Source organism: Sphingopyxis sp. 113P3 (genome assembly GCF_001278035.1).
Classification (GTDB): Bacteria; Pseudomonadota; Alphaproteobacteria; order Sphingomonadales; family Sphingomonadaceae; genus Sphingopyxis.
The window spans coordinates 4,005,998-4,027,099 of the sequence record NZ_CP009452.1; the positions used below are offsets into that span (position 1 = coordinate 4,005,998).

Annotated in this window: 17 protein-coding genes, 1 pseudogene and 1 other annotated feature; of the genes and pseudogenes, 7 read left to right on the forward strand and 11 right to left on the reverse strand. The window is 61.8% G+C overall.

What is annotated here, in order from left to right:
- Window positions 1-14 precede the first annotated feature (14 nt).
- Both LH20_RS19345 and LH20_RS19350 read left to right on the forward strand, forming a co-directional pair.
- Window positions 15-1,220 (forward strand): ISL3 family transposase, encoded by a 1,206-nt coding sequence (locus LH20_RS19345; RefSeq protein WP_083455375.1) that lies wholly within the window; start codon window positions 15-17, stop codon window positions 1,218-1,220.
- A gap of 324 nt (window positions 1,221-1,544) precedes the next feature.
- Complete coding sequence (locus LH20_RS19350; RefSeq protein WP_053555637.1) at window positions 1,545-2,882, forward strand: tyrosine-type recombinase/integrase; 1,338 nt, start codon at window positions 1,545-1,547, stop codon at window positions 2,880-2,882.
- 83 nt (window positions 2,883-2,965) lie between these two features.
- Here LH20_RS19350 and LH20_RS24440 read toward each other — a convergent pair whose 3' ends face one another.
- Complete coding sequence (locus LH20_RS24440; protein WP_053555638.1) at window positions 2,966-3,229, reverse strand: helix-turn-helix domain-containing protein; 264 nt, start codon at window positions 3,227-3,229, stop codon at window positions 2,966-2,968.
- Window positions 3,230-3,287: 58 nt separating this feature from the next.
- On the opposite strand from LH20_RS24440, the pseudogene LH20_RS19365 reads away from it, so the two are divergent.
- Window positions 3,288-4,516, forward strand: a pseudogene (locus LH20_RS19365) (IS3 family transposase).
- Window positions 3,569-3,683, forward strand: a sequence feature (AL1L pseudoknot). It overlaps the preceding pseudogene by 115 nt.
- 1 nt (window position 4,517) lies before the next feature.
- Here the strand turns inward: LH20_RS19365 and LH20_RS19370 are convergent.
- On the reverse strand, window positions 4,518-5,045 hold the full coding sequence (locus LH20_RS19370) for an AraC family ligand binding domain-containing protein (protein WP_053555640.1): 528 nt from the start codon (window positions 5,043-5,045) through the stop codon (window positions 4,518-4,520).
- A 91-nt stretch (window positions 5,046-5,136) separates the two neighbouring features.
- Here LH20_RS19370 and LH20_RS19375 point away from each other — a divergent pair, with 91 nt between their 5' ends.
- From LH20_RS19375 to hutC, 3 genes are all read left to right on the forward strand, one after another.
- Complete coding sequence (locus tag LH20_RS19375; protein ID WP_053555641.1) at window positions 5,137-5,865, forward strand: class I SAM-dependent methyltransferase; 729 nt, start codon at window positions 5,137-5,139, stop codon at window positions 5,863-5,865.
- Between the two features lies 1 nt (window position 5,866).
- Entirely contained in the window at window positions 5,867-6,721 is an 855-nt protein-coding gene (locus tag LH20_RS19380) for an alpha/beta fold hydrolase (RefSeq protein ID WP_053555642.1), read from the forward strand.
- A 219-nt stretch (window positions 6,722-6,940) separates the two neighbouring features.
- The gene (gene hutC / locus LH20_RS19385) at window positions 6,941-7,711 is read left to right on the forward strand and encodes a histidine utilization repressor (RefSeq protein ID WP_235527037.1); all 771 of its coding nucleotides are present in this window, start codon (window positions 6,941-6,943) and stop codon (window positions 7,709-7,711) included.
- 4 nt (window positions 7,712-7,715) lie between these two features.
- Here hutC and LH20_RS19390 read toward each other — a convergent pair whose 3' ends face one another.
- The 7 genes from LH20_RS19390 to LH20_RS19420 form a co-directional block, all read right to left on the reverse strand.
- A complete protein-coding gene (locus tag LH20_RS19390) occupies window positions 7,716-8,450 on the reverse strand; it encodes a PepSY domain-containing protein (protein ID WP_053555643.1) in 735 nt (244 codons plus the stop codon).
- Window positions 8,447-9,151: a PepSY domain-containing protein gene (locus LH20_RS19395; RefSeq protein WP_053555644.1), complete on the reverse strand. Its 705-nt coding sequence runs from the start codon at window positions 9,149-9,151 to the stop codon at window positions 8,447-8,449. The genes LH20_RS19390 and LH20_RS19395 overlap by 4 nt, the downstream gene beginning before the upstream one ends.
- 11 nt (window positions 9,152-9,162) lie before the next feature.
- Window positions 9,163-11,868, reverse strand: coding sequence for a TonB-dependent receptor domain-containing protein (locus LH20_RS19400; protein WP_053555645.1), 2,706 nt, complete (start codon window positions 11,866-11,868; stop codon window positions 9,163-9,165).
- A gap of 285 nt (window positions 11,869-12,153) precedes the next feature.
- Window positions 12,154-12,906, reverse strand: a complete 753-nt coding sequence (locus LH20_RS19405; protein WP_053555646.1) for an amino acid ABC transporter ATP-binding protein — start codon at window positions 12,904-12,906, stop codon at window positions 12,154-12,156.
- Entirely contained in the window at window positions 12,903-14,150 is a 1,248-nt protein-coding gene (gene metC / locus LH20_RS19410; RefSeq protein ID WP_053555647.1) for a cystathionine beta-lyase, read from the reverse strand. The genes LH20_RS19405 and metC overlap by 4 nt, the downstream gene beginning before the upstream one ends.
- A complete protein-coding gene (locus LH20_RS19415) occupies window positions 14,140-16,332 on the reverse strand; it encodes an ABC transporter permease subunit (protein ID WP_223181174.1) in 2,193 nt (730 codons plus the stop codon). The genes metC and LH20_RS19415 overlap by 11 nt, the downstream gene beginning before the upstream one ends.
- Window positions 16,329-17,399, reverse strand: coding sequence for an amino acid ABC transporter substrate-binding protein (locus tag LH20_RS19420; protein ID WP_003046368.1), 1,071 nt, complete (start codon window positions 17,397-17,399; stop codon window positions 16,329-16,331). Before LH20_RS19420 ends, LH20_RS19415 begins: the two co-directional genes overlap by 4 nt.
- Before the next feature lie 55 nt (window positions 17,400-17,454).
- Between LH20_RS19420 and LH20_RS19425 the strand changes: the two genes are divergently transcribed.
- Window positions 17,455-18,360, forward strand: coding sequence for a LysR substrate-binding domain-containing protein (locus tag LH20_RS19425; protein WP_053555648.1), 906 nt, complete (start codon window positions 17,455-17,457; stop codon window positions 18,358-18,360).
- Window positions 18,361-18,396: 36 nt separating this feature from the next.
- Here the strand turns inward: LH20_RS19425 and LH20_RS19430 are convergent, their stop codons facing one another.
- Both LH20_RS19430 and LH20_RS23395 read right to left on the reverse strand, forming a co-directional pair.
- Window positions 18,397-20,868 (reverse strand): TonB-dependent receptor plug domain-containing protein, encoded by a 2,472-nt coding sequence (locus LH20_RS19430; RefSeq protein WP_003046379.1) that lies wholly within the window; start codon window positions 20,866-20,868, stop codon window positions 18,397-18,399.
- Between the two features lie 75 nt (window positions 20,869-20,943).
- On the reverse strand, window positions 20,944-21,102 hold the full coding sequence (locus tag LH20_RS23395) for a hypothetical protein (RefSeq protein WP_231292907.1): 159 nt from the start codon (window positions 21,100-21,102) through the stop codon (window positions 20,944-20,946).

Here is a 21,102-nt window from a genome sequence, read left to right on the forward strand (position 1 = left end):
GAAGGACAAGTCTGATGAAGAAGAAGGCTGATCAGGGAATCGACGGCATATTAGGGCTGTCGGATGTTGAGATTGTCCGTGTCGAGCGGCGACGCGACATTCGTGTGTGGGCGCGGCCAACGAAGCGGCCTGTTTGCCTTTATTGCGGCCACGGGGGGCTGCGGATCAAGGCGACTTATGAGCGCGAGCTCAAGCACACGCGTCAAGGCAACCAGATCCTGATCGTGCACCTTGCGGTGCCCAAATATCATTGTGCCGGTTGCGGCCGCTATTTCCGTCATCGCTTTTCGGGCATCCGTCCGCGCTATCGCGCGACGGAGACGTACCGTCTTGAGGTCTTCGACGGTCACCACGGAGGCATCAGCCAAAGCCAGTTGACGAGCACCCATGCGATCGGCAGTGCAACCATCGAGCGCTGGTATCATCATTTCATCGAACAGCGCGTCTCGGAGCTGTCCGGTCGGCCCTGCCCGCAGGTCCTGGGGATCGACGAGCATTTTTTCTCGCGCAAGAGAGGCTATGCGACGACATTTGTCGATCTGAAGAATCACAAGGTCTACGATGTCGTCCCGGGACGCTCGGAAGACAGTTTACGAAGCTATTTGCGAAGGTTGCCAGGGCGCGACAAGGTCAAGGTCATCGTGATGGACCTGTCGGAAACCTATCGCGCAATCGCCCGCAAATATTTTCCGAACGCGAAGATCGTCGCCGATCGCTTCCATGTCATTCGGCTGCTCAACCAGCATTTCCTCGAAGGATGGAAGCGCTTCGATCCCGAGGGCCGAAAGAATCGCGGGCTGCTCAGTTTGATGCGGCGCCATCGATGGAAGCTAAGCGAAGAACAGCGCAAAAGGCTGGCCGTCTACCTGAAAGCCAATCCGGTGCTCGAAGCCCTCTACACTGCCAAGCAGGACATGGCCCTCCTGCTGACGCAAAAATCCCTCAATGCCAAAAAGGCCAGCCAGCTTATCCCCGACCTGCTCAGGCTGATCGATCAGTTCGCCGCCAGCCCCCTCAAGTCCCTCGCCGATACCCTGACCAGCTGGCTCGAGCCCGTCGCCCGCATGTGGCGCTTTTCCAGGAACAATGGAATCACCGAGGGCTTTCACACAAAGATGGAGATGATCTCGCGCCGCGCGTTCGGCTTCCGCAACTTTCACAACTACCGCTTGCGCGTGCTCGCTCTTTGCGGTTGGAATGGCGTCATCAATCGGGTCTGATCCACCCTCATCCCCCGTTCACGGGGAAGAGCCATTAGACGACCCATGTCTCCGGTACGAAACGTTACCCATGTGTCCGGGCTGGACAGTTCCGAAGTGGTGCACCCGACAGGATTCGAACCTGTGACCTTCGCCTTCGGAGGGGGTACTAGCATGTTTGCGCCAGCCTACGCCAGAGCAAGTTTTTCTAGCCTAAGCCACTATAATAAAACGCTATTCTTGATTTGTCGATCTGCGCTGCCGTAACCTTGAATTCGCCCTGATTTCCTTCCGCGTGCTTACGTGGTGCTTACGCGAAAACCGGGCCAAACGGGAGTAGGCTCGATGGTCAAACTGACCAAGCGCGTTGTCGATGCAGCTGTAGCAGAGACGAAAGATTATGTCCTCTGGGACGATGAACTAATTGGCTTCGGGCTCCGGATATTCCCCACCGGCAAGCGCAGCTACCTCATTCAGTATCGCGCCGGAGGCCGCTCGCGTCGTTACACGATCGGCATCCATGGAGTCTGGACCCCGGAAACTGCCAGGCGGGAGGCCAAGTCCCAGCTCGGTAGGGTTGCTCAAGGCGAGGACCCTGCCGAAGAACGGGCCGAACTCAACAAAGCGATGTCGATGAAGGAGCTATGCGAGCTCTACATGCAGGATCTCAGGGATGGACTCATTCTGGGCAAAGGGGGCCGCCCGAAGAAGCAATCGACCGTCGACATCGATCTGGGCCGGATCGAACGGCACGTCATCCCGCTCCTCGGATCCCGCCGGGTCAAAGACCTCACTAAGGCGATCCTCACGAAAGCCATGCGCGATATCATGGCGGGGAAGACCAAAGCCTTCATCAAGACCAAAAAGCTCCGCGGCCGCGCCAATGTGCGGGGTGGGCCAGGCACGGCGGCTCGGACGCTGGGGTTGATTGGCGGAATACTGACCTATGCCGTCGATCTCGGCATCATCGACAGCAATCCCGCGCATGGCATCAAGCGTCCCAAAGACAATGTCCGTTCGCGGCGTCTCAACGACGGCGAGTATCGAATTCTTGGCCGCATGCTCAAGGCCGCTGCGCAAATCGAGAAGTTCGGCCCGACGATCGATATCATCCGGCAAATCGCACTTACAGGTTGCCGACGCGGTGAGATTATCAATCTCAAATGGTGCGATGTCGATATCGACGGAAGTTGCCTTCGCCTCTCCGAGAGCAAGGAAGGAAAGTCGGTCCGCCCTGTCGGCTTGCCGGTTGTAGAGTTCCTCGAGCAGCATCAAGGCGAAGACAATGGCACATATGTGTTTCCTGGCCCGCGCGGTGAGGACACGGCATTTGGCGGCTTTCCAAACCATTGGGACGAGATATTCCTGGGCTCGCCCCTCGAAGGCGTCACTGCGCATGTTCTGCGCCACAGCTTCGCCAGCATCGGTAATGACCTGGGCTTCACCGAGGTCACCATCGCCGCCCTTATGGGTCATGCGAAGGGGTCGGTAACGAGCAAATATATCCATGTCCTGGACGCGGCGTTGATTATGGCGGCCGACACACTGGCCGGCTACATTGCCGCCCTGCTCGACGGAAGAATCTTCAAGCAGCGTGCGTATTCGCTCGATCGCGCATCGCGGAAGGCGGCTCTCTCCGAGTTCCTCGATCGACAGGAGGCACCAATTCGCAAGGCAGCCTAGCTGGGACAGGGTTACGCGATTTTGGAGGGAAGCTTGAATTCAGATCGCAAGCCGCAGTTAGCGGCGCGCCGAAATTCGACCATCTACCTCCGCTTGGACTGGCTTTGGAAATACTTCCCCGGGGTGACGCCGGTCGCCTGACGGAACATACGGATGAAATTGCTGGCCGAGCCAAATGACAAATCCAGGGCGATATTGGTTATGGGCTCTCCTTCGGCCAAGCGAACCAGGGCGGCCCGAAGTCGCGCCTGTCTTCTGTAATCTGTAAAAGTCATATTCGCTTCACGCTCGAATGCGCGAGCCAGGGTCCTGCTGCTCGCGCCCAATTCGCTCGCCCACTCCGACAATGGTTTGAAGCGCCCCGGGTTTCCCGGAGGCTCCTACTTGTGAGAAGAAGGAGCCACGATGAGCAAGACGACGAACAAGTTTTCACCTGAGGTCCGCGAACGCGCTGTCCGGATGGTTGACGAGCACCGCGCCGATTACGGATCGGAATGGGCGGCGATGACCTCGATTGCAGGCAAGATCGGCTGCACGGCAGAGACGCTGCGCCGCTGGTGCCGCGAGGAGGCGAGCCGACGAGCGGGGCCAGCGGCGCAAACCGCCAGCGACAAGGATCGGTTGAAGCAGCTTGAGCGCGAAGTGAAAGAGCTTCGCCGGGCCAACGAGATCCTGCGCAAGGCGTCGGCATATTTTGCGCAGGCGGAGCTCGACCGCCCCGGCAAATGGTGATGTCGTTCATCGACAGTCACCGTGAGGAACTGGGTATCGAGCCGATCTGCCGCGAGTTGGCAATCGCCCCATCCTCCTACCACGAACATGCGGCCCGGCTTGCTGACCCTGCCAAACGGTCAGCGCGAGCCCGGCGCGATGACGAGATCAAGCAGCAGATCAAGCGTGTCCACGACGACAGCTCCGGCCTCTATGGCACGCGCAAGGTCTGGCACCAGATGCGCAGAGAGGGAGCGACAGTAGCCAAATGCACGATCGAGCGGCTGATGCGCGCCATGGGCTTGGCAGGGGTAAGGCGCGGAAAGACTTGCGTGACGACCGTCAGCAATCCCAAAGCTCCATGTCCGCTCGACAAGGTGAACCGGGAGTTCCGCGTCAGCCGGCCGAACGCGTTGTGGGTGGTCGACTTCACATATGTCCATAGCTGGGCGGGCTTTGTGTATGTCGCCTTTGTGATCGACGCATACGCACGACGGATCGTTGGCTGGAAAGTCAGCACCGCACCCACCGCCAGCTTTGTCCTGGATGCTCTGGAACAAGCGATCCACGCCTGACGGCCCAGTCCGGAAGATGGGCTGATCCATCACAGCGATCGCGGCGTTCAATACCTGGCTATGAATTACACCCAGCGCCTGGCGGAAGCAAAGCTGGTGCCTTCTGTCGGCAGCGTCGGCGATTCCTATGACAACGCCTTGGCCGAAACCATCAATGGCCTCTACAAAGCCGAGGTCATATGGCGCCAACGGTCATGGCCGAGCGCATCGGCGGTCGAGATGGCGACCTTGAACTGGGTCGAATGGTTCAACAACCATCGCCTCTTCGGCCCCATCGGATACATCCCGCCCGCCGAAGCTGAGGCCAATTACTATGCAACCGTTGAGACCCTCGATATGGTCGCATGACTCAAACGAAACAGCCTCCAGAAAACCCGGGGCGCTTCAGTTTGTCATTCCCCGGCTCCCGCGAGAGAGCGGTCTCGATTTTTCTGAGACGCGAGGACCGCAGTTGAGGGACGAATAGGGATGGCGCGATTTCGACGGACACTTCCTGGGAGAACAAGATCGCCAAACTGACGCGCCGGGAGCGCGGCGCTGCCTTTTCGAGGGCAAAGATGCACTCGCGCAGGAGGCCACTCACCGCAACGACACCGGGAGCCTCGGGCAGCCGGCGGAGCACGCTGCCGCGACAGTAAACGCTGAGCATTTCGAAGCCAGCTGAAGTTTGCACGCGGTGATTTTCATTGGAAGGGAGCCAGCAGGCTTGCTGGGGCGGCACCACCCAGCATCCAGCCGCCGTTTCGAGGATCATCACACCGCGGCTAGGATAGATGAGCTGTGCGGCAGGATGGGCATGCCACGTGCCCCTGAACCCCGCCGGAAAAACCGAACGGTCCACTGAGAGGGCCTCGGCCCCGGCTTCGGCAATTGTCACAATATGTCCGATCCAGAATATTCTTTGTCGTGATAGCGTATATCCGACGCAACGCGGATTGCCTACCAGACGCCATCAGGTGGAGTTGCAGATGTCGTTGAAGATGGTCGAACAGCGGGAGCCGGAAGAAATGCCTCGCCCGCACGGGGAGTATCGCAAAGAATTCCTATCGCGTGTGCTCGCCTTCAAGCCGTCGTCGATACTGGATGTAGGGTGCGGCAATGGTGCTTCGCTGCAGCTATTCGGCGAAGCCGATGTCGCCCACTGCGTCGGCATAGACCCGGAGGGAGAGGCCGTAGAGGAAGGCCGCGCACTAGGCCTGGAAATACACCTCGGCCGAGCAGAGACACTTCCATTCCCGGATCAAAGCTTTGATGTGGTGACTTTGGAATACGCCGCGCATCATCTGGAAAACCTTCATAGGGGGCTTCAGGAGGCAATCCGGGTCGCACGTTTGGGTGTCGTGGTGCTGGATTGCTGGTATGATGCGGCCATTCCATCGCAGCTGGCAGCACAGCTATATGACGAATGGATAAAGGTAATAGACCGTCGGGCCGGTCTTGTGCACAATCCCTGCCCCCAGCCAGCTGATCTCGCCGCCCCATTTCTGACCGCCGGCTTTAGGATCGACTATTCTTGTAGGCTTTTTCTCGTGCCCCTCTCCGTTTCCCAAATCGAATTATCGGCCAGACAGAGGCTTCACGAGATCCCGGAGCCTTGCGGATTGCGCGACGATCTGGAGAGGCTGCTTGATATAGCCCGATTAAATGGTCTTTCGGATGACGGCGCGATCATCCTCTCGGCAGCTCGTGGCGGTTAGCATGCGGACCGACATAATCGACATAACCTATTCCGGACCTGACGGCTGGCCGCTCTTTGCTGCGCTTGTAGATCCCTATCGCAGGCTGCCGACCGCCAACGTCGTTGTGCTCATGCATGGCGGCGGCCCTGATCACCAGAGTTTGATACCCTTGGCGCGCCAGCTGTGCGACCGGCATGCGGTACTGCTGCCCGATGTCCGTGGCTATGGCCGGTCCCTTTGCAGTGAGGAAGCGAAACACACCTGGGCGTCCTACGCAGCCGACGTGATCGCGCTTCTCGATCACCTGAAGGCAGATTCCGCCATTGTCGGCGGTGCGGGGCTCGGCGCCACGATCACTTTGCGAACCGCACTCGCCCATCGGGAGAGAGTGAGAGCGGCCATTTTGATCAGCGTTGAAGACATCGAAGACGACGAGGCCAAAGTAGCTGAAACGGCATTTATGAGAGAGTTCGCGGCGCGCGTCCGCGAGGAAGGGCTTTATGCGGCCTGGGCGCCAATACTGCCCAATTTGGCGCCAGTCATTCGCGAGATGGTTCACGACGCGATTCCGCGAAGCAATGCTGCCAGCATTGCGGCTGCCGCGGCAATAGGTGATGACCGCGCCTTCCGCAGCGTTAGCGAACTCGCAGCTATAGCAATGCCGACGCTGATCATTCCAGGAATGGACGAGAGGCATCCACAAGCGTTAGCGGAGCAGCTCGCTGACCTGCTGCCGCACGGCAAGCTGGCTGCGGCAGCAATCTCGGATGCGATCGTGACAGCCGAGGATTTCGCTCGATGCCTGGCGCCTGCCATCCGCGAATTCCTGAACGAGCTTCCGCCGCTGCCCACAGCATCAGCAGGCCCTGATTGACCGCCGAGCTTCACTCAAGGTAGCCGAGCTTTTGGCCGGCATGGGCAAGCCCTATAGTCATTTGGCGAGATGACTTGCGTCACAAATCGGTGGCATCAGGCACCAGTCGCCCCGAGGCCGCAAATCGTTTCTTGCAGTCATACGACTTTGGAAGGAGCCTAACGGAAATTCACGTCGGAACGCTTGGAATCTGAATGGTTTCACCTGTATAGACGGGTGATGGATCTTATGCCTCGACTGAACTCGAACAGCGCCCAGCGGTCTGCCGACGGCGCTTCCCCGGATGCCCCACCGCGCTACGCAGCGATCAAGCAAAGCATCCATGATGCTATCCGCGAAGGCCGTTTGAAACCGGGCGACCGCGTGCCGTCGGAAGCCGATCTGGTCGGGCAATTCGACGTCTCGCGCATGACGGCGAACCGAGCGCTTCGCGAGTTGCAATCGGCAGGTATCATCGTCCGCCGCGCAGGCAGCGGCTCGTTCATCGCCGAGCCAAAGCCGATCGGCCATATGATCGAGATCCGGAATATCGCCGAGGAAATTCGCGGACGCGGTCATGACTACCGGGCGAGAGTCATCCAGAATGTCGAGGAGAAGGCCAGCGCCGAAACCGCCGCGCTGCTGGAGGTGCCGGTGGGCACGAAAATCTTCCATTCGATCATCGTTCACCACGAGGCCGAGTTCCCGATCCAGCTCGAAGAGCGGTTCGTACTTGCGTCCGCCGCGCCGGATTATGGCACTCTAGATTTTACGCAGCTCACGCCCAACGAATATTTGACGCGCACCGCGCCGTTCGAGCGGGTCGAACACCGCGTCCGCGCGGAAATGCCCGACGCGCGCACGCGCGGCATGCTTGGTCTCAACGAGGGGGAACCGGTTCTGCGCATGACGCGGCGGACCTGGAGCAACGGTCGGCTGGTGTCGCACGCCTGGCTCTCCCATCCCGGCACGCGCTTCGAGCTTTCCGCCGCCTTTTCGGTCGACGACTGACGCGTCAGGCCGTGCTGCGGGTAACGACGGGCTTGCGGCGACGGCGCAGCCAGCGAAAATCGGCGCGGCTGAAGCTTTTGAAGAGCAGATAGAAACCGGTCCCCGAAAGCCACAGCGCCCCGAAAGCGACAAAGATGATCAACGGGTGGTTGAAGCTCTTCCGGTTCACATAATCCATGTTGTGGAGCATCCAGAAGAAATCCCAGGTCCGCCAGGTATCGCCGCGCATCACGAGGAAGCGCGCCGTGTCGAGCGAGACATAGGCGCTGCTATTCTCGGCGTCGGCAAAGTCGACGCGCCACATCGCACCTTCATGGTCGCGTGATTCCAGGTTTGGCTTCGCAATCACGCTCACCTTGCGGATTGGTGCCTCGTTCATCATCGACGCGACTTCGCGGGCCATCCCCTCGTCGACGCGAATATCCTCACCGCTCGTAGCATCGACCAGCCGCACGCCCTTGGTGGTGCGGAGTTCGTAGATCGGTCGGACGCCAAGATCGCGCAAAACCACCCCGGTGACGGGCTCACCGCGCGGCAAGCCGGCGACGTCAAAATACTCTCCCGCGGGCAAGGCATGTGCATGCGACATGCCGCCGCCGTGACCGCCGACCTTGTCCTTGTCGAGCAGCGCCATCACCGAACCGCTGAGCGCCCAGAGCAGGAACTGGAGACCCAGGATGAGCCCCACCCATTTGTGGATGCGCCGAAAAAAGAGCGGCGTCAGCCGGATGCGTTTCATGCCTGCTTCCTCTTGCGGCGTTTGAAGGACCAGATCAGCAGCCACGCACCGGAAAGCGCCATCGCGAAGACGCTCCAGGTCGCGACGCGCAGCAGCGGGTTGTTGACGTCGGTCCGCTCATCATAGTCCATGATGTGGAGCATCCACGCGAAGTCGAACACGCGCCACAATGCGTGGCGGCGTGAAATGAGTTCACCGGTCGTCGGCGAAAGATAGAGCGTCGGGCGGTTCCAGCCTTCGAACTCGACCTGCCAATAGGGTGGCTTGCGCGCCTGCATTTCCTGAGGTGCCTCGGTCAAAAGTCGCACTGAGACGATCTTGCCGTCACCGGTGTAGATGCGCCGTGCCTGTTCGCGGACCTGGGACTCGGTCAGGGCAGGCAGCGGCGCACCCGAACGCGCGTCGAACAGGCGCGCGCCTTCAGGGGTCTCGGCGCGCCAGACCGGTTGGCCGAAAAAGCGCTGGAGACGGATTTCGGACACCCCCGGCGCGGCCGCGACGACCTTCGACGGCGCTGCGAGGCCGTCGAGGTCGAAGGGCTGGGCCACCGGGGAGCGCACCAGATGATCGCCGTGGATGGTGTCGATATGAACGACCACCATGTAGAAGCCGGTCAACGTCCAGAGCAAAGCCTGGATGCCCACGACCAGCGCCAGCCATTTATGCGTTCGCCGAACGAGCAGCGGCCAACGGATTGCCATCTCCCAATTCCTCAGAAGGCGGTGCGGAAACCGACATAGAAGCGCCGGCCGAGCAGGTCGTAGGTCATCGTGTCGGTGTTCGCATCGGTGAAGCTCTGGATATAGGGGGCCTTGCGATCGAAGAGGTTGTCGACACCAAGCTGGAAGCGCGTCTTCTCGTCAATCTCATAGGCGACCTGAAGGTTGTGATAGAAGACATTCGGCGTGCTGTAGCCGATCTCTCCGGGAGCCGCATTAAAGTCTGTCGCCTTGCCGATCCACTGCGTCGACCAAGTCGCGCTGACACCATCTTTTTCAGCGGTTAGCACGCCATAGCCGCGCCACTTCGGATAACCGCCGTTGCCGCCGCCGATGAAACCATCGAAATCGATCGGTGCGCCACCCGGGAAGGGAAGGACGACATATTTGTTGAGATAGGTCAGGTTGACGTCGAGCGAGACGTTCACGCTGCCGATATTGTTGTTGTAAACGAGGCCGAGGTCGAGGCCGTTCATTTCTTCACGACCGGTGTTGATCGGCTGCGCCGAAAGGAAGGTAACTTCCCCGGTCAGCGGGCTGCGCGTAAAATCTTCGCAGAAGGGATGCGAGAGATTTTGACTCGCATAGCAGATGCTGAGCTTGGTCGACCCGGGAATGGCGCGGATGGCATCCTTGATCTTGATATCGAACCAGTCCGCCGTGAGCGACAGGCCGGGCACGAGCCCCTTGGGCGTGATCACCGTGCCGACCGTCCAGGTCGTAGAGCTTTCGGGTTTCAGATTCTCATTGCCGCCGACCGTCGTCAGGATCGTTGTACCGAGCTGAACATAATTGGCCGGAACGCCCGACGCCTGACAATTGGCGATCAGTGTCGCATTGCCGCTGGTCGAATAGCGCGAGCAGGGGTCGGTGGTCGTCAGATTGCCCTCGGAGACGCCGCCGAACAATTCGGGGACGTTCGGAATGCGAAAGCCGGTGCCGTAGGTGCCGCGCAGGCGGAAGCTGTCATTGATGACCCAGTCGACGCTCCCCTTGTAGTTCCAGTCGCTGCCGAACAGGTCGTAGTTCGAGTAGCGAACCGCGCCGTCGAGGGTAAGCGACTGGAAGAAGGGTGTGTCGGCCAGAACGGGCACCGACAGTTCGAGATAGGCTTCCTTCGCCGTGCTCGTTCCGGAGATCGGATCCTGCTGGTTGGTGTTGGCAATACCGAGCACCGTCAGCGGATCGGGATCGCGCCAACCCTTTTCCTTGCGATAGACGACACCCGCCGCGAAGGAGACGGGGCCTGCGGGCAGCTTGAAGAGATCGCCGTTGATATCGGCGGTGACCGTCGCAAGCTCGTTGCCGCCGCGGTCGCGCGACGTGAACAGGATATAGTCGAGAACCTCCGGGGTCAGGTCGCCGAACCCGAGATAGTCGGCGCAGGGGATCGTGGCACCGGCAGCAAGACTGCACTTGGTCGTATCGAGGGAATTCGCCACTCGCTCGAGATTGGCGATGTTGGTCGAACCATCGACCGCGGTGTTGCGGCCGAAGGCGCCCGCGATTTCCCATCCCCAATCGTTCGAGAGCTTGCCGCGGAGGCCAAACGTACCCTGCCAGGTATCGGTTTCCTGGAAGAATTGGCGCGGGCCGGGCTCGGCGAGGCGGCGCTGGATGAGGACGATATTCTGCCCCGTCGGATTGGTGGGATTGCTCGCCGCGATCGAGAGGTTGCGCAGCGTTCCGGGCGTCGCGATCTGATTCGACTTGCGGAAGGTGTAAAGGAATTCGCCGAACGCCTCGATATTGTCAGTGATGTCATAGTCGGCGAAAAACGCCGTGCTCACGCGCTCGACCGGGCTCACCGCGTTGAGGAACGGGTTCGAGTTGAAGTTGTGCTTGGCAGCGCTGTACGGCTCGAAGAAGTTGCCGTTACCGCCCAGCACCTGATTGAAGTTGATCTGCTGGCCGTTCGGCAGCACCGCGCGGCCGCCGATCGTCGAGGCGCTGTTGACGCACGACAGCTGGCCCGGCGTCGTTTCGGCGAGCGAGCAGGGCGCGCGTGTCGCCATGTTGACCGCCTTTGTCTTCTGATAGGTGACCGCCGCCATGAAGCCGCCGCGATCGTTGCGAATTCCCCAGAGGAGGTCGGCGGTGAAATCGGACCCGTCACCCTTTTCGGTGATGCCCTGCCGGACGCTGAGCCCAAGGCCTTCATAATCGGTCCGGGTGACGAGATTGACGACGCCCGCCATCGCATCAGCGCCGTAGATCGCCGAGGCGCCGTCCTTCAGCACATCGGTTCGAGCGAGTGCGGCGACGGGGATCATGTTGAGGTCGGGCGACGAGTTCGCCCCCGTTCCGCCCGCAACCAGGCGGCGGCCGTTGAGCAGCACAAGGGTGCGCTTGATGCCGAGGCCGCGAAGGTTGACCTGCGCGGTGCCATAGCCGTTGTTCGCCCAATAAGCCGAGGTCTGGTTGCCCGCGAAACCGGCGTTGGCCGGCAGGCGCTGCAGTACGGTCTCGATATTGACGACGCCGGTATTTTCGATCTGCTCGGCCGACACGACGGTCGCCGGGCCGACGCCCGCGAGGTCCTGGCGGCGGATGCGCGAGCCGGTCACGACGATGTCCGATCCGTTCGGAGCATCCTCGGCGGCGGGTGACTGCGTCGCGGCACCGCTCTGCGCGAGCGCCGGTGTTGCAAAGGTCGCGACCGCTGCGGCGCTGGCGAGCAAAATTGTCCTGGTCATCATAGCGAAACCCCCTGATGGTTGGCTGATTCCCCTCAGAGAGCATCAAATGTATATACAGGTCAATAGGAATTTATTGAATCATATCAATTAGTTATGAAGGAAATTCCGGGCGCACGACACCTATTAGATACGCACCCCAAAGCTCTACCCCTCATCAATTTTGAAATTTTTTTGCTGGCCCGAGCCTTTTCGCGCAAGGAGCCGGCTGGCCCCTCCCTCGGCTTGCTCATGAAATGACATGATTAAGTGGGTCGGCACAGCTTGGGGACGACCGACTTGAGCCGCTCAATGCGTAAGTATCTGTTCGAGAAAGGTCCGTGCGCGCTCGCTTTTCGGCGCGGCGAAAAAATCGGCCGGCCTTGCGTCTTCGATGATCTGGCCCTGATCCATGAAAAGAATGCGATCGGCCGCCTCGCGCGCGAATCCCATTTCATGCGTCACGCACACCATCGTCCGTCCTTCGCCGGCAAGGGCCGTCATCACATCGAGTACCTCTTTGATCATCTCGGGATCGAGCGCCGATGTCGGCTCGTCGAAGAGAAGAATCCTGGGTTCCATCGCCAGAGCGCGAGCTATTGCGGCCCGCTGTTGCTGCCCTCCCGAGAGCTGCCCCGGATATTTGCCCGCCTGGTCGCCAATCCTCACCTTGTCCAAATAGGATATGGCGCGCGCCTCCGCCTCCGGAAGAGACAAGCCGCCGAGGAGGACGGGCGCGAGGGTGCAATTCTCCAGCACCGTCTTGTGCGGGAACAGATTGAACTGTTGAAAGACCATGCCGACGGCGCGGAGCGCCGCAACGGCCTCCCGCGACGCGTCGGTAATCTTGGCCCCCTCGATCAGGACGGCGCCGGAGTCGGGCACCTCGAGCCTGTTCATGCAGCGAATGAGCGTCGACTTGCCGGAGCCCGAAGGCCCGCAAATCACGATCCGCTCGCGCGGGGCGATTTCGAGGTCGATCGAGCGGAGGGCATGATAGGCGCCATAATATTTGTCGACCTGCCGCAAGCTGACGGCCGCGTGGCCCGAGGCGTCGGTCATGACGCCTGCCCCCGGCCGCGGAGCGCTCGTACCCGCGCGAAGGCTGCGGCGAGGTCGGCGATCAGATCCTGCGGCGCTTCGAGGCCGGCGTGAATGCGGATCAGCGCCCCATCTGCCTCGCCATTGGGAAAATCGCGGATCGGAGCGGGCCACGCCGGAACCGCGAGACTTTCGAAGCCGCCCCAGCTCGAACCGAGCTGGAATAGCGAGAATTCGTTGAAAAAGGCGCTGGTTTCGGGCGGGGTCAGGCCATCGAGCTGAACACCGAACAATCCGGAAGCACCGGTGAAATCCCGCTTCCAGATTGCATGGCCGGGGTCGGCGGGATGAGCCGGATAGCGGACCGCAACCACTTCGGGTTGCTGGGCGAACCATTCGATCAGCGTCGCTGCGGTGCGCTGGTGGCGTTCAAGGCGCGCATCGAGCGTCCTGATGCCCCGGTGGACCAGATAGCAATTGTCGGGACTCGCGCAGTTGCCCCAGCGCGCCGCCGCGTCCTTGAGCTGGCGGTAGACGGCATCGCTGGCCGCCGTCATCGTGCCGAGCAGACAGTCGGAGTGCCCCGAGAGATATTTGGTTGCCGAAGCAAGCGAGATGTCGACGCCATGGGCCAAGGGCTTGAAGAAGAGCGGCGTGGCCCAGGTGTTGTCGAGAGCGGTCAATATGCCCCGGCTGCGCGCAACCGCCGTGATCGCGGGGACGTCGATCATATCGAATGTCTGCGAGCCCGGGGTCTCCATATAGATGAGCCGGGTGTTGCTGCGGCACAGCCCGGCAATCTCCGCTCCGATATCGGGCCGGAAATATTCCACCTCGACCCCGAAACGCGCGAGAACGTCGGTCAGAAACTTGCGGGTCGGCCCATAGACGCAGTCCGCGACGAGCAGATGGTCGCCCCCGGCCACGAAAGCCGTGAGGGCTAGCGCGATTGCGCTGGTTCCGGACGAGGTGATGACGGTCGCGCAGCCGCCTTCAAGTTCGCTGACAGCCTCGGCGAGCGCAAAGGTCGTTCGCGTTCCGTACAGGCCATAGATGACCTCATCGTAGAGACCCTGGTGCCGGTCCATATAGGCCTCGACGCTGTCGTAGATAATGGTGGAGGCCCGGTCGACGGGCGGATTGATGAGGCCCCGCTGATCGCACGGACGGGGACCGCCGTGCACGGCACGCGTCGGATCCTGCCAGGCGCGCCCTTTCGGGCTTGCCGGCTCCCCGGGCCATTTTCTGTCGTGATTATCCTGCATAGTTTAGTTTCCGTTCGATCTTCATGCTGAGCCGGGACAGGGAGAAACAGAGGAGGAAAAAGATTGTCCCGGTAAAAAGATAGGCTTCGGCGAAATAGGGTCGCCATTGCGCCTCGACGTAGGAGAGGCGGGTCGTCTGCAACAAATCGAAGACGCCGACGATGAGGACGAGCGTCGTGTTCTTGACCTCGCTGATCGAAGTGTTGACCAGCCCCGGCACGCTGACTTTCAGCGCCTGCGGCAACAGGATATGGCGCCGCGCCTGCCATTTGGTGAGGCCAAGAGCATGCGCGGCCTCGGCTTGCCCGACGGGAACCGCCAGCAGGCCGCCCCGGATGACCTCGGCCATATAGGCGGCAGTGAAGAATATGAGCGCGAGCTGGACGCGCGGCAGGCTGTCGATCGAGAGATAGGAGGGCACGAACAGCGGGAACAGGACCGCAGCGAGGAAGAGCACTCCGATCAGCGGCGTTCCGCGAACCAGCTCGATGAAGGCGACGCTCGGCCAGCGAATGCCGCGCCGCGCCGACCTGCGGCCGAACGCGAGGAGTATAGCCAATGGAAAAGCGCCGACCACCGCAAGGCTCGCGAGCAGCAATGTGACCGGCAGGCCGCTCCACTTCTCCATCGGGACATAGGAAAGGCCCGCGAATCCTCCTCGTAGCAGAAGTACCGCCACGGCGATTGCGCCGAGCCAGACAAGCCCGAGGCGGCTGCGCCAGAATCGCGGGACGAAGGAGAAGGCAAGGCATGAAAGCAGCGCGGCCGCCGCTGCTGCGGACCGCCACTGCTCGGCTTCGGGATAGGTGCCAAACAATATCAGCCGCGCATTTTCGCGGAGGAATGGCCAGCAAGCACCGCTGGCCAAACGGCAATCGGCCGCGCCCCCGGCGAAGGTCGCGTCGAACAGCAGCCACGAGAGCCCCTTGCCGGCGAAAGCCGCGGTCATGGCGAGGATCGCGATGGTGAGTATCGACTGGCGTCCTCCTCTGAACAGATTGCGCCGTATCCACGACGGCCAGGCGGTCGCCGAGCGCAGCGGAAAGGGTTCGAGGGGCGCCGACTGGATGCTCCGGCCGGGCTGCCCGGCGACGCTCCAGCCCAACTGGCGGGCATAGAGGCCGGTGACGAACGACAAGGATAGCGAAAGCAGCAGGAAGGTCGCGACGATCAGGCCGACGCCCTCGATCGCCTGCCCTGTCTGACTGATGACGGTATCGACCACCGAGACAAATTCGGGATATCCGATCGCGACCCCCAGGGAGCTGTTCTTGATCGTGTTGAGATGCCAGCTCGTCATCGGCGGTATGGCGATGCGCAGCGCTTGCGGCATCACGATCCGTCCCATTGTTTGCGCGGGCGACAGGCCGAGCGCTTTGGCGGCCTCGCTCTGCCCTGCGGGAACGGCGAGGATCGCGCCGCGGAATATCTCGGCCAGATAGGCCGAGGCATAGACCGAAAGGCTGGCGACCAGCGTCAGAAACTCCGTGGAGAGCGACAATCCGCCGACGGTTCCGAAGCGCCCCGCCCGCGGCAGATCGATCCCGCCCCACAGCAAGAGCGGCACCAGGGAGATGCCGGCGAAGGCCAGCGCAGTGCGCGTGCGAACGGCTCCTCGCCGCACGGCACCCAGCAGGATCGCACAGGCGACGATCGCGATGAGAAAGACCGGCCGTCCCGGATCGGCCAAGGAGAGCGCGGGGAGGTGCAATCCCCGATTATCGAGGTCGAACGGTCCGACGGCGCCCGGGCCGGGTCCGGGCAGACCGAACAGCAGCGCGGCGTACCAGACGAACATCTGGAGCAGCAGCGGAATATTGCGAACCAGCTCGATATAAAGGCCGGAGAGCCTCGCAAGCAGCCAGTTGGACGACAGGCGCGCCATGCAGACCGCGAGGCCGAGCAAGGTCGAGAAGATGATGCCGAGCGCCGATATCAGGAGCGTGTTGAGAAGACCCACCGCCAGCGCCGCGGCATAGGAATCGCCCGGCGCGTAAGCAATCAGCGTTTCGCCAATCGCGAAACCCGCCCGGTCGAACAGGAAACCGAACCCCGTCCGGATGTTTCGGTCCGCGAGATTGTCCGCCAATGTCGCAAACAGGCCGTAGGCGACCACAAGCCCGCCCGCGATCAGCAGCCAGGGTAACGCAGCGATGGCAAGCCGCCTGTGTTTATGAGTCATCGCATCGGCAACGGGTAGATCAGCCCGCCGTCCCGATAGAGCTTATTCTGTCCGCGTTCGACGCCGAGCGGCGTAATGTGCCGGTCGAAGATTTCGCCATAATTGCCGGTCGCCTCGATTGCCCGGTACGCCCAGTCATCGTCAAGGCCGAGCGACTTGCCGAATCCGGGCAAGCCGCCGAGCATCTTGCGCACTTCAGGGTCGCGCGAGGCCATCCGCATGCGCGCGGCATTCGCGCGGGTGACCCCCATTTCCTCGGCAGCGAAGAGCGCGTTCAGCACCCATTTGTTGATCTCGTACCATTGCTCGTCGTCGCTGCGCACGACTGGGCCGACCGGTTCTTTGGTGAGCCGCTCGGGCAGCACCACATAATCGTCGGGATGCGCGGTGTCGGCCAGGCGGATCACCGTCAGCGTGAAGGCATCGGTGGTCATTGCGTCGCACCGCCCGGCAAAGAAGGCGAGCTTGGCTTCCTCGGGATTCTCGAACACGACGGACTGGAAACGCAGCCCCTTGCGCTCGAAATATTCGGCGGTGTTGAGTTCGGAGGTCGTCCCCTTGGTGATGCAGATCGATGCGCCATCGAGATCCGTCGGAAGCCGCACACCCGATCGCCGGGGCACCAGGAAGCTCTGCCCGTCATAATACATGGTGCCGACGAAATTCACCCCGAGGTCGGTGTCGCGCGTCAGCGTCCATGTCGTCGTCCGCGACAGGACGTCGGCCTCGCCCGTCTGCACGATCGTGAAGCGCTTATTCGAGGCGACCGGCATGAACCGGACCTTGCGGGCATCGCCGAGGACCGCAGCGGCGAGCGCCCGGCAGTAATCGACGAAGAAGCCCTGCCAGCGTCCGCGTTTGTCGAGATAGGACATGCCGAGCTGCCCCGTATGAATTGCGCAATTGAGCGTTCCGCGCGCGCGAATCCGCGCAAGCGTCGATCCCTTCGCCGCGGCGATTTCATGCCCACCGGTGCCGGCGGGCTCGCGGCCGCAGCCGCCGAGTAACAGGGCGCCTGCGGCGAGCAGCGCCGGTAACCAGCGGCGCGATGCGTGCGACCTATTCATAAACGAGGCTTTCAATGCTAGCGCCATAAGAAATAGCTATAGGGAGCGATGTCCGATGAACCTGCGTCACCTCGAAGCCTTCAGGGCCGTGATGCTCTCGGGATCGGTCACCCAGGCCGCGCAGTCGCTCAACCTGTCGCAACCCGCGGTGAGCAAGATGCTTGCCGAGCTCGAGCATCAGCTGGGCTTTCAGCTCTTCCTGCGTTCGCGCGGCAGCGCGCTCACCGTGACGCCCGAAGCCGACGCCTTTTTCTACGAAGTCGAGCGGAGCTTCTCGGGCATTGCGGCCCTGAAGCGGGTAGCGGAAGACATCCGCAACATGGCGACCGGCACGCTCCGGATCGCCGCCCTTCCGGCGCTCGCGGTCAGTTTCCTGCCGCGTGTGATCGCGGCCTTTCGCGAGACACATCCCGGCGTCACCGTTCAGCTCCAGACCCGCAGTTCCTCGACGGTGCGGCAATGGATGGCGAACCAGCAGTTCGACATCGGGCTCGCGACGCCGGCGCGCGAATTGCCCGGCATAAGGATGGAGCGCTTCCTGCGCTGCCCCGGCGCCTGCGTTCTCCCTGCCGGCCACCGCTTGGCCGTCAAGGACGTCATCCGGCCGGCCGATCTCGAGGGCGAGCCCTTCATTTCGCTCGCGCTCGAGGACGGCGTGCGTCACCGCATCGACCGCATTTTCGAGGACGCGGGCGTCCACCGCGAGATGGTCATCGAAACCCAATATGCGATGACCATCTGCGCGCTTGTCATGCAGGGGGTCGGATGTTCGATTCTCAACCCCGTGACCGCAGCGGATTATGCCGAGCGGGGCCTTACGATCCGTGATTTCGCGCCGGAGGTCCATTTCGAATATATGCTCTTCACGCCGAAGTTGAGGCCGATGTCCCAAGTCGCTGCGGCCTTTATCGCGGTGCTCGAATCCCACCGCGACGCGATGTTCGGCTCCGACGCCAGCTGAAGACACAAGACGCCGCACGGCCCTCACGGCCACCGATCAGAAGGAGGCGGTCGCGCGGACGTACCAGAAGCCCCCGTTGAACCCCGTCGGCGCGAAGCGGAGATATCGGATCCCGTTGTTGATCTGGGATTGCCGCGCCTCGACGTCGGGGTAATTGTCGAAGATATTCTCGCCGCCGACCGCGAGCTTGAGCATGTCGCTAACCTTGTAGGACAGCTCGAGATCGACCAGCAGTTCGGCGCCGCCCGTCTGGTCGGCAGCCGGTGCGGCGCCATAGTCGGTCCATTTGCCATAATAGTTCGCGCGCGCGACGAAGCCGAAGCGCTCGCCCGCATAAGTGAAGGACGCATTGCCCTTCCACTTCGGAACGAAGCCCTCGAGTTCGAGCAGCCGCTCGCGGTCCGCAGTGATCACCGGCGAGGCCTTGATGACATCGGTTTTGGTATAGTTGCCGTTGAGGCCGAGCGTGGCCTTGCCGTCGCCGAGGTCGAAGCCCACGGTGAGCACCGCATCGACGCCCTGGGTGCGGCTGTCGAAGGAATTGGTGAAGAAGCTCACCTGCTGGAAGGAATCCCCACCGGGAATGCCAAGCGCCGCGAGCTGCGCACGCTGCGCCGGGGTGAGATTGAAATTGCCCGATACGGCGATCCGGTCTTCGACCTTGATGTTGAAATAGTCGAGCGTGAAGGTGATGCGATTGGAGGGCTTCACCACGATGCCGCCGGCGACGTTGAACGAATTCTCGGGCCGAAGCGGCGTCGCGCCGAAGAATTGCGCCACCGGATTGTTGGGCGCGATAATGCCTGCGGTCAGCGGCGCCCCGGTTATCGAGTCGATGTTGGTCTGGACCTGCGAGGCGTTCGACTGGCCCGGCGTCGGCGCCCGAAAGCCGGTGTTGACCGATCCGCGCACCGCGAAGACGTCCGAGAAATCATATCGCCCGTTGATCTTCCAGGTGAATTTCGAGCCGAAGTCCGAGTAATTCTCGTAGCGGCCGGCAAGGCCGAACTGGAGCGCGTCGGTGAGATTGCCTTCGAGCGACGTATAGGCGGCCCAGTTGCTGCGCGCGAACTCGCCCGCCTGGATGGGACTGAAGCCCGGGAAGCCGTTCGAGCCGACCGGCAGTCCGACGCGGTTTCCGGTATCGGGATCGATGACCGACGCGAAAGGACCAACCTGCCATGATGCGATGTCGCCGGCCGTGATCTCATATGTCTCGCGCCGATACTCGAGACCGCCTGCAAGCGTCAGCGGATCGGAGGTGCCGATCGCGATGGGGTAAGTGAGATCGAGATTGAAAGCGAGTTCGCGCTGCTCGAGCTGCCCCGGCTTGAAGGAGGTCGGCGACGCGAGGCCAAGCGACGGATTGACCGTATTTTCGATCCGGTAGGAAGCATGGTTCTGACCATAGGAAGCGCTGAGGTCATAGGTCAGGCCCGAGGAGAATTCGCCCTTGAGGCCGGCCGCCAGCGCCGCATCGGTCACCGTGGCACCGAAATCCGGGGTGAAACCGCCGGGAAAGAGCTGGCGGAAGCTGAACCGCTGTCCTCCGGGCGTATTGGTGAGCGGAATCGAGGTGGAAATGAAGCTGGCATCGGGGTTGCGGTAAAAGAAGGCCGTCGTGCCGCGGCTCCAGCTATAGTTGCCGAAGGTGTAGAATTCCATCTCGTCCGACAGTTCGATGCCGGCATTGACGAAGATGCGCGCCGCCTCGGATTCGGGATTTCCCCAGCGCTGCGCCGGGACCGGGACATCCTGAACGCCGGCATCGATGAGCGCCTGCGCGTCGGGACGCTGAATGCCGCGCGACGTCGTGCTGGCGTTCACATATTCGCCGCTGATGTTGACGAAACCGGCGTCGGTGAAGGGAAGCCCGACATTGCCCTGGACGAGGAAATCCTCGCCGTCGCCCTTATAGAATTGGCCATAGCGGGCGATCAGCAATCCGCCTTCGCGGTCGCGGCGCAGACCGAAATTGAGGACGCCGGCGATCGCATCCGATCCATAGAGCGCCGACGCGCCGTCACGCAGAACCTCGAGCTGGCCGATCGCGATCGACGGGATCGCCGAAAGATCGGGTCCCTGCGATCCCCGGATATAGGGAACATTGGTGAACTGGACCGTCGCGCCGCGATGGCGCCGCTTGCCATTCACGAGCACCAGCGTCTGGTCCGGCGGCAGGCCGCGCAGCGAGAAGGGCCGGGTAAAAACGGCGCCGTCGTTGCTGACGAGGCGCTGGACATTGAGCGACGGGACCTCGGTGCGCAGGAGATCATTCATGTCGGCCGTGCCCTTTTCGAGCAGTTCGGCACCGGTGATGATGTCGATCGGCTGAGCGGAATCGGCCGCCTTGAGATCGTTCCGCCGCGTACCCGTCACGACGATTTCGCCCTGCGACGCGCCTGGCCCCGGCGCCTCTTTGGCGTTATCCTGCGCGAAGGCGGCGGCGGCCGACATGCCTGCCAGGACGGCGATAATCGAGCCACTCGTGCGAAGCAATTTTCTCATGGTCCCCTCCCATTTGCGAAAGCTCTCGGCTTCGCCACCGAGCTATCTTCGCGGCCTTGGCATGACCAGAAATAATCACCACTCATCGCTATAAACGAGATGGTTATTCCATATGGTTATATCTCTCGCTGCGGCATCGAGCAGCGCCCGACCGCGCGGCATGCCGGGCGCGGCGATGCCGGACACTTCGCGCAGCTTGTCCTCGACCGCCCGGGCGACATGCCGCGTCGGCAC